We start from the raw sequence: 12,845 nt of genomic DNA, 5'->3' as shown, positions 1-12,845 counted from the left end.
TCCAGTTGGTCGAGGCGTTGCCGCCAGTTAGTGGGTGATCCGGTAGCCGGACCCATTCGAGACGAGAAACACCTGCTGACCAACAGCGAACTGCTGATCGTCGACCTGCGAGACGACCACGGACTGACCGTTGGCGCGACGAAGGAAAACTTCGACACCGCTGTGACGAGACATAGCGGCGCTTACGCGCTGAGCGACCAACCCGGAGACGGAGCCGGAAAGCGCGCCGGCAATATAGCGGCCGCTACCGTTGCCGATGACTTGCGAGCCCAGGAAGGCACCTGCTGCTGCGCTGACGATCGATGCAATGCCCGACGAGCCAGAATTGCTCTCGATTGTGATCGGACGCACGCGCAGGATGGTTGCCTGCTCGAACTGGCCGATGCGTTGAACGTCGTAGCGCTGGTAGGTATCCGGCGAGCCGAAGTCCGCCGTGGCGCAGCCAGTCAGAACCGAAAGAAGCATCACGGAACAGAGAAACTTGATCATGGATCACCTCGATTGAATGTGAGGCAATCCATTCCCGAAGGGGCTGGTTTGCCCCAAAGGGAAGAGAAACGGGAATACGCAGCGAAAAGCTACGCGAGTCAGTGTGTGACCGAGGCGATTGCCGTCGAGACGTACACAACGACAACGAGAAACGACAGCATCTTCCAGGCTTCGACGTCCTGCTTGGCGTACCAGGCGAGGCTGCTGAGAGCGTGTTTGGGCATGGGAAACATGGGCAACTCCCGAAAGGTAGGAGCCGCCCTTGATGGGAGGCTCCCATCAAGGAAAGATTTGGACCTGAAGAAACGGCGTCCAGCGAACCGCACTGGACGCGTCATTTACCAAGACCTACGAGGCGGTATGGCTGAGGTGATGCAGTCTGACACGACCGCTTTGCACCAGATGCCGTTCGGCTTGATGGTTGAGCGAATAGTCCCAATCCACCATTGCCGTGCCGTCGCTCCACACCGAATGAATACGTCCGGTGTAAAGCTGCGGCGGGCTGGCCTCGACGTCCTGAACGACCACACGCTGATTCGCCATGAAACCGTTCTTGCTGGAAACTTTGACGACAGGTGCGAGATTGCGAGACATAGACAACTCCAAAAAATAATGGGAGCTGTCTCCCGGAGGGATAGGCTCCCAACGGGACGAAAAAGGCGACCAACGAGGGTCGCCAGAAGATTGCCGTCATAGACGGCTGGAGAGAAGCTGGTCCTCCAGCACGCTGGAGGGGTAGGTCGATGCGCAAAAGCGCGGGGAATGAAGCCAGTCTACGGAGTGAATCGCGCAGTCGAAGTCGGAAAGCTCAACAAATCGCTATGCCTTTCGCTCCAATACGGAGACGAACGCTTTTCGGGCGGTCAGTTCCCGCGCGACGCAAATCCGGAGCCGGGCCGGCAGCACGAAGCCGGGACGAAAAAAAAGCGCCTGCTCCATTGCTGGAGCGGCGCTTGAAAGTCCGTCGCAAATCCGAGGGCCGTCGACGAACGTGAGAGAGACGCCATTCTAGCCACCGACATCAAAGCCGAGGCGTTGAAAGGTCGCTAAAACCCTCTCCAGCTCCCCCCATTCGGCCGTCCGGTCGGCCATCGAACGTTCCGGCGGATGCTAGCGCAAGATGGGATAGACGTCACGGGCGAGATCGCGGCGGCGTCAAGCCATCACGCGCACTACCCTTCAACCGTTCCTCCAAATAGCTGACCGCCTGCGCGCAGGGCTCGGGCAAAGGCCACTCCGCGCGGTGAGTGAGCCACAAGGTCTCAAAGACCGGCGAACCGCATTCAACGACATCAATCTTGCCTGCTGGGCGAACGTCGCCCGCGCATAACGTGGAATGACCGTGAATCCCAGCCCGCGCGCCACGAATTCAAGGATGAGCCCGATCTGGTTGCTGAAACCGTTGCGCGGCAGATCCGCCAGACTTTCGTTCTTCCGAAAGCACCGGCCGAGCAAGCGATCCGCCATCGCCTGCCCATCCGGATGATCGATGAAGCCCAGCGTTTTGAGATGGCTCCACGCCCGCACTTTTGCACCCGCTGGGACGACAAGTTCCAGTGGCTCCTGCATAAACTTGCGCACAGTGAGACGCGCATCAACGGGCCTAGCTGTGACGATGCCGAGGTCGTATCGATTGGTGAGCACCGCGTCGAGCACTTCAGGACCCGGCGCAGAACAATGACGAAACTTCCACTGCGAGTGCTGTGCCTGCCAATCCAGCATCAGCGGAAACAACGCCAGCCCCATGCTTCCTGGCGTGATCAAACCGATCTCTCCAGCTTTTGCAGGACCGGACACGCGCGCATCGAGCCGCCGGCGTGCCTGTTCCATCGCCTCGCAATAGTCGAGCAACGCGCGCCCGGCAGGCGTTAGTTCGATGGCGCGCGGTCGGCGTATCACCAACATACCGAGCGCGGCCTCGAGATGGTGCAAATGTTGAGATACGGCCGCTTGTGTCAGACCGAGCCGTTCCGCAGTGCGGGTGAAGTTCCCGAGCTCGGCCAGCGCAGCGAACGTGCGCAGCCATTGCGGATTGAGCATGATGAGTTGTCGCTTCGCCCTGGCCATGCGTCGGTCAGGGCTTCATGTAACGGCCGATCACGTCGGCGGTGAAAGTCTCTGATCGACCTCGAGCGGTCGACCACAAAAGCCGTCGCACATGCGACGTGCAGCCTCCTCTGATGCGGTCCCCATGGTTCCGTCAACAGTGCGCAAGCCCCTCGACGAGTACCGCTCGGTAGCTTGCACCGCTGAATCGATGCTTCGCGATTGACTGATATTCTTCGCTGTCGTACCAGGCACGAGCGGACGGCGTATCGGGAAATTCAACAATCACTACACCCTCGGGCGCCACACCCTCGAGCACTTCTTGGGGTCCGTATGCGGCAAGGACCTTGATAGGATGGCCGAAGAAGGTCTCTGCGACACTTGCCTGATAGGCGTCCAGCTCGCGCTGATCTCGGGTGATCTCACGTGTGAAGACGATGTATGTAGCCATGCTTGGCGCTCCTAGTGAAGTTTGCACTCGACGGCCCGTTTGTACGGTCTTGAAAATCCGAATTACGGCGCCGCCGCAGTATCAGCAACAAGCTTCGCGGTCCGGGTCAGGCAATCCATCCGCCGTCGACTGTTAGGCTCTCTCCGGTCGTATAGCCTGCTTCAGGGCTCGCGAGATAAGCTACGGCCGCCGCAATTTCTTCAGGTTTTCCGAAGCGGCCCACGCTTGCGAGTTTTGTCATCGTTGCGTGGTCTTCCGTGCCGGGTTGCGGAGCGAGTTCTGTGTCGATCGGGCCGGGCTGTACAGCGTTCACGGTTACGCCGAATTTCCCGAGCTCACGCGATAACCCGCGCGTAAAGCCTCTGAGGGCGAACTTAGAAGCGATGTAGAGCGTCACGCCAGGCAATGGCGCGGCTTCGCCAAAAGCCGAACCCACGTTGATGATCCGCCCCCAGCCTGCCGCGGCCATGCGCGCTGCCGCGTCTTTTGCCAGTTCGATCGGCGCGCGGACATTAAGATTAAAGTGCGTGTCGTACGACGTGTCCGACGAATCGAGGAACGGCCCATATTCGACTGTGCCAGCGTTGTTGACGAGAATATCAAGCCGCCCTTCAAAGCGACCGCCAAACGCACCGTTCAGCGATGCAATGAGGCTCGCGACGCCTTCTGACTGCGACAGATTGGCACCGACGGCTTCAGCCTCGCCGCCGGCATCGCGGATTTCCTTGACGACGGCTTCGGCGCGCGCCGCACTCGACGCGTAATGAACGATGACGGATGCGCCCTCGCGCGCAAGACGCGCCGCAATAGCTGCGCCGATTCCACGCGAGGCCCCCGTTACGAGGGCGAGTTTGCCTTTCAGAGCTTGGGTCATGTTTTTCCTCAAAAGGTAGGTTTCGAAGCGGTCCTCCGGCTTGGGAAATCCAAAAGGAACCTCTGCATCGGAGCCAATGATTCGTGCATTGGTTGATGCGTATCCTCCGCTGAGGCGGAATCGCTCGGTAGCCTCGGAGGGGGAATAGCGCCTATTCCTGCTGCGAGGGGGCAGAGTTGCGAAGCGTCTCGCCGGTTAGGCCAACGCCAAACTTGTGCTCGTTGAGCAGGTGCTCGACAAACGCGACGAATGCACGCGCCTTTGTGGTCGCCATACGACCGGACGGGAAAACCGCCCAGAGATCGATCGGCGGCAACGTCCAGTCGGTCAGCACGGCCTGAACAGTACCGTTCGCGAGCTCGGGGGCGAACATCCATTCCGAAGCGACGGCAAGGCCCATGTGCCCGAGCACCGCCGTACGCATGCCCTCTGCCGCGTTCACGCTTAACCGGCCGGACAACGTCACCGTCGAGTCGGAGCTGTCGTTGCGGCTGAACAGCCAAGATTCACCGCCGCCTCGCACAGCGTAAACGATTGCCTGATGCCGGTTAAGGTCGGCAGGCGTTTGAGGAACGCCGGCTTCGGCGAAATATGACGGAGTGCCGACGACGAAACGCCGGCCGGTGGAGATGCGACGCGCGGTCATCGTCGAATCGTCCAACGCGCCCATACGCAATGCGACGTCGACGCCTTCTCCGAGCAAATTGACGGACCGATCGTCAAGCACGATGTCGATACTCAGATTGGGGTGCTGATCTAAGAAAGCCTTGAGAGCTGGTAAGACATGCAGCCGGGCGAACGTGACCGCTGCGCCGATGCGCAATCGTCCCGACAGGCCTTCCGTCGACTCACGCACAGCCTGCTCGGCCTGATCGGCCTCATCGATGGCCCGCAGCGCGTGGTCGTAGAAACGTTGACCGGCATCCGTCGGCACAAGGCCACGTGTCGATCGCAATAGCAAACGGGCGCCCAGACGTTCCTCCAGCTGTGCGACCGCCTTTGAGACGGCTGGCTGGCCAAGCTTCAAGCGGCGTGCCGCAGCAGAAAACGAACCCGCATCGACAACTGTTACGAAGGTTTCCATCGCCACCATGCGGTCCATGTGCATTCTCCTGCAGGTCGTCAGAGAAAACGCGCAGTGTAGCGAAACGACGATCTCCCGGACTCGTTGCAGCCAAAGCGCATGTAGGTCGCGATGCAGAAGGTATCGAGATCGGCTACACGAGCGCCGCCGATCTCGTGCGCCCGTATGACGAGTTGCTGGCGCAGCGTTCGCCCGCGGCCGCCGCGGAACTACCAGCACAAGCAAGCTTCACTTTCTAACGGGCGAAAAAAAACCCCATGCCCCGGGCAACCGGAGCGTGGCGTCTGTCGCAAGAGACTAGGCAAGACACAGAGATAGCTGTGCCTCGTCCGCGAAGAACGAAGGGTCAGGCGCAGCGCCTTCGCGTGCGGCCGGCGCCGGTTCACCATCGGACACAAGCCCAAGGAGTTGGGCCAGCTCGTCCGCACGTCGAACCCGCGAGTCGTCGGCACCTTCAGGCTCACGCGTCGTCGTGATGCGCGTCGCCGGCGGAACCGGCGACGCGTTCCTGACAGCTTCTCGAAACGCTGGAATCGCCTTCTTGGCGAAGCCCGGCGCTTCCATCTCCACCGGATAGGCAACCTCCGTGACGAACGAACCGACCGCGCTGTACTGCCAGCCAGCGTGACGCCACGGAGCTGCACCCGTTGCAACCAACACATTGTGCTGGTCGATGGAATGACACCGCACCTCGGGCATCCGCTCCATCGCCGTCTTCGTTATGGGCGGCACCGGCATTTCGATGTGTGCGGTCCCACAGTCGTACTCCTTGAGCACTCGCCAAACGCTGAGCGGCCCGCTGTTCCCATAGATCGAGAGCAGCAGGTCGATGTCCGCGTGCAGCGAAACGCTCAAGCTGCCCCCGACCAACTCATCGATGCGAGGCTCGAAGCCAGCGCGGATCAACGAGAGCCGGACATCGTCCAGCTGCGACTCAGGCACCGCCGAGTAGCATGAGGAGCCGACCGTGAGATCGATCGCCCGATCCTGAAGCAGCGTGGGCTTGGCGAGTTAACTTCTCCAACTCGCAATGTAGTTCTCGGGCCGGATCGATCCGTTGCGGCTGCGGAGCATCCCGCCTTCGCAACTGGTCGCATGCGAGAAGATGCGGCGCATCACCTGCGCGTAATTGCCCAGTGCCACCGCCGACCAGTGGTCGGTATGCGGATAGACGTTCGACTCATAGCCACGTTCGAACAACGCGTAGATCCACTCGCCGTTGGCCTTTTGCATTGCGCCTGCGCGCTTACCCGTCAAAATCGAAGAACCCATGTTTTGCTCCAGTGATACGCGGAGCAGCCCCAACGGGCTGCGTACCCGCTGAGGTGAAAGAGAACCGCTCCGCGAGGGAGCGGTTAATGCTGTTACCGCAGACGCGGCATAACGGAGAAGGCCGTCAAGCACTGCATGCTGCACATGACAAAGCCGAGCCAGGCGCCGAACGCTACGCCGAACAGGACCCCGTGTGCGCCGAAGGCGACGCTTGCGCCGGTGACCGCCACGACGCCGCGCGCAAGGTGCGACATCAGGAAGCGGTTCACGACCCAGTTATGCACGGGCAAAGAGCCCTGGGCGGGCGCGGTCTCGCTGACCGGCCACCCGCCATGCCAGCGAGGTCGCCAGAACGCCAAGGACCGCAGCCATGATTCGGCCAATGCCCGATGCGTCGTGCAACAAGTGCTCGTACGCGAACCTGACGGCCATGCCGACGTAGCCCGCCGGCGGGACCAAATTTGCGGCCGTTGCGACAACAAAGGCCGCACAGCACCACCAGCGCTCTTGCCACAACGCCGCCGCCACTTTGAGCGGTGCCGAAAATACGATTTCAGTGTCTTCCGACATTCGGATACTCCTGTTGAGGTTGTCGTGCCCGTTGAGCACGAGAAAAGAAAATGCCGACCCCTTGCGGAGGTCGGCAGTCATGGAACAGCGACTACTTACGCAGCGAGCTTGGCCTTGCGGCTCTTCCTCGCTTTCTTCACGGGAGGCTTGGGGACTTCGTACCCAAAGCGCGCCCACGCGGCCGCATCCAACGGAATCGGATTTGTGCGCCCCGTTGCGAGGTTCACAAACACGCCCGAGAACGGCACCGCGCCGGTTCGAAACATGGTCCAGAGCATGTTGAATGCTTGGACGGCGATCGCCTGATTGATGACCAGCGACTGCTTGCGCAGCGCCTCTGCCATCGAACAGGACGGGGTCTCGTCTTTCGCATCGAGCTTCGCGTCGATCAATTCCGGAAACAACTCGCCCACATGCGGCAGCCGTTCAGGATGCTTCAGCGCATAGCTCTTGCTACAGACTTGACCTATAACAACTTGGCCCCGATCCGTGTCGTTGCCGCAGTCGAGGTAATACGCCTCCGTGTACTGCGCTGCGCCGACAATCGCGGCCCGCGCGGCACGCGTATCGACGCAGCCAATCACGAGATCGACGTTGTAGAGCGGCTCGCCCGGACCGAATCGCCGGGTTTCCGCCCGCCAGTTCGTGCCCATCAGTGCGTTGAGCCGATTGACGATGAGCGAGGCTTTGTACTCGCCCACGTCGTTCGGATAGAAGCCCTGCCGGCCGACGTTGGTCGGGCTGACGGTGTCGTCATCGAACACGGTGCAGTCGATGCCGCCCGGGTGACCCAGTTCCAGCATCGCGTGGTGCAGCCGCGCCAAGCTCGGGAGCACAGCACTTCCGGTGCCGCCCGCGCCTACTACGACCACATTCCAGCTTCGCTCGAGCATCCGCGAAGGAAGTTGATGTCGGATAGTCCCGTTCATGCAACCTCCTGCGCGCGAGCCGCCGCGTACCAACTGCTCGGCACGCGCTCGACGTTCTCGAAGATGCCTTTGGCACAAAGTCGCATCACCATACTCGGCACCGATGACGCGCAGTTGCCGACGACGAAGGCGAACTTCGTCTCGTGTCGGTCATCTTCGTTGTCTGTCGGCGAGAAGTACGCGGGATGCGCGGCATGCGAATGGCAGTCGATCACCCGCAGTTCACTTCGAAGAAGTTCCGGCCGCTCGTACTTCAGCGACCCGGTCCCCTGCGAAAGCACCTTCACAGGCGCGAGGCGAAACTGCTTCGTCTCGACGTTCCAGACGATCCAGGCACCGGTTTCCAGCGGATGCGCGGCGCGTGCCATCGCGACGAACTCGCCGATCAAATCGGGCGGCACCGCACCGCAACGCAACTCGGTCGACTCTGCCACTTTCCCGTAGGGGATTGCGGTCGGGACCGTGTAGTGCGCAATGCGGCGAACGACTGAGAGCCACGGCAGATCAATTTCTAGAAAGACACCGTTCTCGCCGATCAGCAGTCGCTCACCGGCCGACTGCATCGGCGCGACCGACTCGCGCCGGGGCACCATGACGGAAGGAAATGAGCGTTGAAGCGCGGCATCTGCAGGATTCAAAGCACCAGCGTTCATCATCGAACTCCTTGTTTGCCAGCGATTAGCTCAGCGAGGGTAAGGTCCATAGGGACGAGCGCGTCTTTCGGGAATTGCTCGCCGTACTTGCGGTCGAGCATTTCCTTCCAGAAGGCGAATTCACCATTGGGATGCGAAACACGTTTGTTCCCGTGGTTCGGGTGCGTAAAGGCCGATTCGAAGAATCCGCCCTCCCATCCGCCGATCGACTCGATATCGATCCGCTTAGGAACGTGCGCCGAGCCGATGCAGATCCGCCCCCAGTCCCAGGTGTTAAAGTAAGGCGGTTCGTGCAGCTTCGATTCAGGCGTTGGCCGGCTGTCTTCCTGCAGCGCGAACACGGAAAACCCGCTCGAAGCTGCACGGAACACCAACCCTGGATGCGGGACGACCGCACTGCGCCGCCCGATCTCCTGACAATCGAAGAAGACTCTTCGCATCGCCGGTCTGCACCACCACATCACCGCCTCTTGCGACACCGCGAGCACCGTCTCAGGCAGAAACTCGGCCTTAGGCGCAGCGTTCTGAGCCAGCTCGCGCAGGCAATCGACGAGCGCCATGCGGTCGATCGGCCTTCCGGCACCGATCGTTGCCCGGCCGCTCTTACCCTGCGTCACCGGATGAACGGTGCCATAGACCGCGCTGCGATCCTGACGGCCGTACAACAAGATGGCGCTGATCGCCGCGAGTTCGTCAACGCGGTCTGAGCCGATATCAAGCCCTTTCATATAAAGCTCCTAGTTATGCCGCGAGACACGCGATGACGCGGTCCAGTTGGCCAAGAATGGATAAGCCCTGCGACCAGTCCGCGTAATGCTTGCGGATGGCGTCAGGCGTAGAGGCAAGCGGCGTAAAGCCGAGGTAGGTAGTGCCGTCGCCGGCGCTGGCGAGGTACTCGTAGTGCGAATCGAGTACTTCACCCACGCGGCCGTCGTTCTGCACCGTGAGCGTGGCTGCTGCATACGCGCACCGGGGCCGATACTCGCAACCAAAGAGGTCGCGATTACCCACCCGCTGCAGCATCAGCGAGAGCTTTTCAAGCTCCGCGCAGATGCGACGCGTGCGCCCGGAGGTGAAACGCTGTAGCCGCCTAAGGGCCGCGACACCAAGCGCCCGTTGAGGTAGATAGCGGCGGCTCTTTGCGTTCCAGCGGTAGACGTCCATGTCGTCGGGACAAAGCTGCGGACGTACAACGGAAGGGAGGTAATGCTCGATCTCCGCTTCGTCGTCGCCGAACCGGTCCGTCAACATCTCGCGCGCTTCCTCGTCGGTTGCGTTCGAGTCGCCATCCCAGAACCATGAGGCGAACTCGCCCAGGAACTCGTCGGGCGTTCTGACCCACATCGTGCGGCCTGCTGCTCGATTGATGAGGACCATCGCCGTCGATACCAAGCGAGGATGCACATTGCGAAGGTCGGCGGCACGCCTGCCGATCTCGTAGATGTTCTCCCCTGGTATTTCGATGCCGAGATAAACGGGCGAAGTCGGATTGAAGTCGCTGCTGTCCTCCTGGTACTGGACAACGTCTTGCACCGCCTGCACGTCGCACAGCACGAAGTCAAAGCCAAGGCAGTCCAGACGCGGCCTATGACGCTTGGCCCACGCAAAGAACCCGTGGGCAAGCGCGTCACCCGCGCCTTTGAACTCCGGTACGTCGCGCGGCTTCAACACGCCCGAGTTGAACTGGGCGGCGATGAGGCTGGCGACATCCTTTTCGGCGTTCCAACGCATCACTGCGCGCGTTTTGACGTCCGAGCCGATGGCCGGCAGGCTTAGAAAATCATTGGAAGGTCGACGTCGGGCAGAGGGAGCGCATCGCGATTGCCAAGACTCTCCCGAGACAGTGACTTCTGCACCAGACGGGCGAGGATCGAAGAGCATTGCTCGATCTCCTTGTCATGAAAAAAAACCGCCCTTCCAGGCGGTTGCTGATGAGAAAGAGCCAAGTCCGGGTCGGACAAGGCTTTGAGGAGGTCGCGCTTACGCATGGGCGCCGCAGGGCATGACTGCACCCTTCGCACCGGCCGCACGCACGAAGGTGAACCGCATGACCTCGCCTTCCGTCGTCGGCCCGTCGATCGCCGCGGTCGTCAGCTCCGGGTACTGCGCGGAGTAGAGATCGCGAACATCGTCGGGCGAGAAGGTCGGCCCCGGATCGGGGAACGTCACGCCGCTGTAGACGAATTCGCGCGTGAGCTTCGCAACTTGGATAGCCATGTCTGCTCCTTAGTCGAAAAGCGATGCGAGGTTGGTACCGGTGTTAGCCGGTTCCGCCGATGCTTCCGACGAAGCCGAGCCCGGCGATGCGTTCGGGGCGGTGCTCTGCCCTTCATCGCTATCGCTCGCGTTATCGTCATCGTTGTCCACATCGGTGCTCAATCTGCCGGGTGCAGGCACAGCAGGCTTGCTTCCGCCCTTAGCCAGCGTCTTGGTCGCCTTCGAGACTTGCGTCGTCTTGGCGGCTTCGAGGATGGCGGTGGTCGCAGCAACCTGCTCGGCGAGCGACGCGTGCGCGCCGGTATAGGCTGCGAGCGCGTCGACAAAGCCCGCGTCGAGTTCAGCCGCCATCGCGGTGAGCGCGAGCGGCTGAAGCATGGCGGCGTCTTTTGCCGTGCCTTGCGGCATGACACAGACAACCATCTCGTCGCCCTTCATCTGCAAGGACAAAGTGAGCTTCGTGCAATGACGCAGAAGCGGTTCAATAGCTGCAAACATGGAAAACTCCTGAGAAATATAAAAAGACCGCGCGGAGACGGTCTATAAAGGGATGTAAATCACGATCGATGCACGGGCGAACCGCGCGTTAGAACTTGAGCACCTTCGGGATCTTGCCCGCGTAGTCGAAGCCTTCGACCGCCAAAAGCGCGTCGATGACCTCGGACTTGGACTTGCCGAAGACTTTCTTGAAGTTGTCGCCGAGCGCGGCACGAATGCCGAGCTCGTCAGCAACCACCATCATTTCCGACTTCGTGATCAACTCCAGAAACTCCTTGCAGAGCTTCCAGTGCTTCGCGAGATCGAGGTGATGGTGCTTACACAAACGCGTGAGATGCTGGACGTCGAGGCCTTGGATCGCAGCGACCGTCACACCGGTGACGGCATGCGCGAGCTTCGCGTCGTCTGCGGCTGCCGTCGAGGCTGCCGCTTTAGACACATCGCCGGACGCGACTTGCTCCTCGGTGAGCTTTTCCCAGATGCCCGAGAGCGTCTTTTGATCGACGCAGCGCATCTGGTCGGACAGCGCAATCGCAACGAGGTATCGCTGGGCGAGCGCGGGATCTGCACCCACCTCACGGCGCAGCGCTTTACGCCATAACGCCACGCGGTACGCTTTCATCTTGTCCGACTCGGCCACCACCGTCGCCGGCGGATTGCTTGTCGTCGATGCCGCGGACGAACCGGCCGAGCCCTTCGCTGCTGCAGGCGACGCTTTCGCGCCCCCCTTGGCTGCTTCGGGCTTCGGCTGCGTCGCGGCTTTGACCGCTTGCAGTTGCGCCGCCACCTTCTTCATGTTGCAGACGGTGTCAAAACATTGGCCGCGATAGACCTTGCCGATCGAGTCAGGCAGGCCGCTCACCGCCGCGCCGTAGTTCTGGCACGCATGACACGCCTTCGCCTGCTCCTCACCGACGCCTTTGGGGCCATCGACTGCGAGTTGCACGCGCGTGTGATTGTCGCCAGCACGCACGATGCGCACGACCGGATATTCGTCGCGCAGCCCGGTGGCCGTCGCTTCGAGCGTCTTTTCGGTCTTCTCGTTGTAGCAGGTTCGGTTGGTGCAGTTGCCCGTACCGATGGACTCGCCGAACATCTCGCCCTGCGTGGACGAGTTGTGCGGGCATCCGGCGCAGTCGGCCTTGTCGAAGATCGCGGCCGCCAACGAACAGGCAACCTGTTCGATGGTTTTCTTGACCTCGGCGACCGCCTTGCCTTCCTTGATGATCACCGGCAGCAGCTTGTCCTGCGTCTCTTTTGGGAGCGCAGCAAGCAACTCGGCGTGACCGAGAAGGATCTGTCGCGTGCTGAGCGCATCGAGCACGGGCGTGCTGCAGTTCATCAGCGCGAGACGCTTATCCAGAGTCGCACGGGACCAGCCGAAGATGCGCGCGACTTCGTCGCGATCGCCCTTGCACAGCCCAACTTGCTCGGCTGCCGCAATGGCTTCTTCGGCGGGCGACATGTCGGCTCGCTGAATGTTCTCGATGATGGCGAGTTGCTTCGCTTCGACCTCATCGATGTCTCGAACGACGACCGGGATTTCATAGTCTTCGCCGTGCGCCGCGAGCGCCGCCTTGTATCTGCGGCCGCCAGCGACGAGGCCGAAGCCGCCGTCAGCGAGCGTGCGTACGATGACGGGCTGGATAACGCCCTTTTCGCGCACAGACGCGGTCAGCTCTTCCATTTCCGCCGCATCGAAGTACTTGCGGGGATTGACGCTGACCTGAATTTGCTTGAGGGCGAGAGTAGGTTGCTGTAC

18 protein-coding genes are annotated in these 12,845 nt (G+C 61.2%); all 18 read right to left on the bottom strand.

Features of this window, described 5'->3' with window-relative positions; all coding sequences use genetic code 11:
- Positions 1–27 precede the first annotated feature (27 nt).
- Positions 28–489, bottom strand: a complete 462-nt coding sequence (locus P9250_RS31855; protein ID WP_310397410.1) for a glycine zipper 2TM domain-containing protein — start codon at positions 487–489, stop codon at positions 28–30.
- A gap of 98 nt (positions 490–587) precedes the next feature.
- Positions 588–722 (bottom strand): hypothetical protein, encoded by a 135-nt coding sequence (locus P9250_RS31850; RefSeq protein ID WP_310397408.1) that lies wholly within the window; start codon positions 720–722, stop codon positions 588–590.
- Between the two features lie 115 nt (positions 723–837).
- Positions 838–1,083, bottom strand: a complete 246-nt coding sequence (locus P9250_RS31845) for a hypothetical protein (protein ID WP_310397406.1) — start codon at positions 1,081–1,083, stop codon at positions 838–840.
- 585 nt (positions 1,084–1,668) lie between these two features.
- Positions 1,669–2,529 (bottom strand): LysR family transcriptional regulator, encoded by an 861-nt coding sequence (locus P9250_RS31840; RefSeq protein WP_310397404.1) that lies wholly within the window; start codon positions 2,527–2,529, stop codon positions 1,669–1,671.
- A 160-nt stretch (positions 2,530–2,689) separates the two neighbouring features.
- Complete coding sequence (locus P9250_RS31835) at positions 2,690–2,986, bottom strand: DUF1330 domain-containing protein (RefSeq protein WP_310397402.1); 297 nt, start codon at positions 2,984–2,986, stop codon at positions 2,690–2,692.
- Between the two features lie 106 nt (positions 2,987–3,092).
- A complete protein-coding gene (locus P9250_RS31830; protein WP_310397400.1) occupies positions 3,093–3,860 on the bottom strand; it encodes an SDR family oxidoreductase in 768 nt (255 codons plus the stop codon).
- 151 nt (positions 3,861–4,011) lie between these two features.
- Positions 4,012–4,962 (bottom strand): LysR family transcriptional regulator, encoded by a 951-nt coding sequence (locus P9250_RS31825; protein WP_310397398.1) that lies wholly within the window; start codon positions 4,960–4,962, stop codon positions 4,012–4,014.
- A 279-nt stretch (positions 4,963–5,241) separates the two neighbouring features.
- Positions 5,242–5,799, bottom strand: a complete 558-nt coding sequence (locus tag P9250_RS31820; protein WP_310397396.1) for a hypothetical protein — start codon at positions 5,797–5,799, stop codon at positions 5,242–5,244.
- A gap of 156 nt (positions 5,800–5,955) precedes the next feature.
- Positions 5,956–6,216: a hypothetical protein gene (locus P9250_RS31815; RefSeq protein ID WP_310397394.1), complete on the bottom strand. Its 261-nt coding sequence runs from the start codon at positions 6,214–6,216 to the stop codon at positions 5,956–5,958.
- Positions 6,217–6,308: 92 nt separating this feature from the next.
- Positions 6,309–6,485 (bottom strand): hypothetical protein, encoded by a 177-nt coding sequence (locus tag P9250_RS31810; protein WP_310397392.1) that lies wholly within the window; start codon positions 6,483–6,485, stop codon positions 6,309–6,311.
- A 7-nt stretch (positions 6,486–6,492) separates the two neighbouring features.
- On the bottom strand, positions 6,493–6,867 hold the full coding sequence (locus tag P9250_RS31805; protein WP_310397390.1) for a hypothetical protein: 375 nt from the start codon (positions 6,865–6,867) through the stop codon (positions 6,493–6,495).
- A gap of 14 nt (positions 6,868–6,881) precedes the next feature.
- The gene (locus tag P9250_RS31800) at positions 6,882–7,715 is read right to left on the bottom strand and encodes a PRTRC system ThiF family protein (protein WP_310397388.1); all 834 of its coding nucleotides are present in this window, start codon (positions 7,713–7,715) and stop codon (positions 6,882–6,884) included.
- Positions 7,712–8,368, bottom strand: coding sequence for a PRTRC system protein A (locus P9250_RS31795; protein ID WP_310397670.1), 657 nt, complete (start codon positions 8,366–8,368; stop codon positions 7,712–7,714). The genes P9250_RS31800 and P9250_RS31795 overlap by 4 nt, the downstream gene beginning before the upstream one ends.
- A complete protein-coding gene (locus P9250_RS31790; RefSeq protein ID WP_310397386.1) occupies positions 8,368–9,096 on the bottom strand; it encodes a PRTRC system protein B in 729 nt (242 codons plus the stop codon). Before P9250_RS31790 ends, P9250_RS31795 begins: the two co-directional genes overlap by 1 nt.
- Before the next feature lie 13 nt (positions 9,097–9,109).
- Positions 9,110–10,249 carry a PRTRC system protein F gene (locus P9250_RS31785; RefSeq protein WP_310397384.1) on the bottom strand — a complete coding sequence of 380 codons (1,140 nt, stop codon included), beginning with the start codon at positions 10,247–10,249 and terminating at the stop codon, positions 9,110–9,112.
- A 99-nt stretch (positions 10,250–10,348) separates the two neighbouring features.
- Positions 10,349–10,585: a PRTRC system protein C gene (locus tag P9250_RS31780; RefSeq protein ID WP_310397382.1), complete on the bottom strand. Its 237-nt coding sequence runs from the start codon at positions 10,583–10,585 to the stop codon at positions 10,349–10,351.
- A gap of 9 nt (positions 10,586–10,594) precedes the next feature.
- Positions 10,595–11,083 carry a PRTRC system protein E gene (locus tag P9250_RS31775; RefSeq protein WP_310397380.1) on the bottom strand — a complete coding sequence of 163 codons (489 nt, stop codon included), beginning with the start codon at positions 11,081–11,083 and terminating at the stop codon, positions 10,595–10,597.
- 88 nt (positions 11,084–11,171) lie between these two features.
- The gene (locus P9250_RS31770) at positions 11,172–12,815 is read right to left on the bottom strand and encodes a PRTRC system ParB family protein (protein ID WP_310397668.1); all 1,644 of its coding nucleotides are present in this window, start codon (positions 12,813–12,815) and stop codon (positions 11,172–11,174) included.
- Between the last annotated feature and the right edge of the window lie 30 nt (positions 12,816–12,845).

Source organism: Caballeronia sp. LP006 (genome assembly GCF_031450995.1).
Classification (GTDB): Bacteria; Pseudomonadota; Gammaproteobacteria; order Burkholderiales; family Burkholderiaceae; genus Caballeronia.
This window is presented reverse-complemented; position numbering and strand designations above follow the sequence as displayed.

Coding starts and splice junctions, on each gene's coding strand:
- P9250_RS31850 (WP_310397408.1), bottom strand. CDS start 722: ATGTTTCCCATGCCCAAACACGCTCTCAGCAGCCTCGCCTGGTACGCC.
- P9250_RS31815 (WP_310397394.1), bottom strand. CDS start 6,216: ATGGGTTCTTCGATTTTGACGGGTAAGCGCGCAGGCGCAATGCAAAAG.
- P9250_RS31805 (WP_310397390.1), bottom strand. CDS start 6,867: ATGACTGCCGACCTCCGCAAGGGGTCGGCATTTTCTTTTCTCGTGCTC.
- P9250_RS31795 (WP_310397670.1), bottom strand. CDS start 8,368: ATGAACGCTGGTGCTTTGAATCCTGCAGATGCCGCGCTTCAACGCTCA.
- P9250_RS31785 (WP_310397384.1), bottom strand. CDS start 10,249: ATGCTCTTCGATCCTCGCCCGTCTGGTGCAGAAGTCACTGTCTCGGGA.
- P9250_RS31855 (WP_310397410.1), bottom strand. CDS start 489: ATGATCAAGTTTCTCTGTTCCGTGATGCTTCTTTCGGTTCTGACTGGC.
- P9250_RS31775 (WP_310397380.1), bottom strand. CDS start 11,083: ATGTTTGCAGCTATTGAACCGCTTCTGCGTCATTGCACGAAGCTCACT.
- P9250_RS31800 (WP_310397388.1), bottom strand. CDS start 7,715: ATGAACGGGACTATCCGACATCAACTTCCTTCGCGGATGCTCGAGCGA.
- P9250_RS31835 (WP_310397402.1), bottom strand. CDS start 2,986: ATGGCTACATACATCGTCTTCACACGTGAGATCACCCGAGATCAGCGC.
- P9250_RS31825 (WP_310397398.1), bottom strand. CDS start 4,962: ATGGACCGCATGGTGGCGATGGAAACCTTCGTAACAGTTGTCGATGCG.
- P9250_RS31790 (WP_310397386.1), bottom strand. CDS start 9,096: ATGAAAGGGCTTGATATCGGCTCAGACCGCGTTGACGAACTCGCGGCG.
- P9250_RS31830 (WP_310397400.1), bottom strand. CDS start 3,860: ATGACCCAAGCTCTGAAAGGCAAACTCGCCCTCGTAACGGGGGCCTCG.
- P9250_RS31840 (WP_310397404.1), bottom strand. CDS start 2,529: ATGCTCAATCCGCAATGGCTGCGCACGTTCGCTGCGCTGGCCGAGCTC.
- P9250_RS31845 (WP_310397406.1), bottom strand. CDS start 1,083: ATGTCTCGCAATCTCGCACCTGTCGTCAAAGTTTCCAGCAAGAACGGT.
- P9250_RS31780 (WP_310397382.1), bottom strand. CDS start 10,585: ATGGCTATCCAAGTTGCGAAGCTCACGCGCGAATTCGTCTACAGCGGC.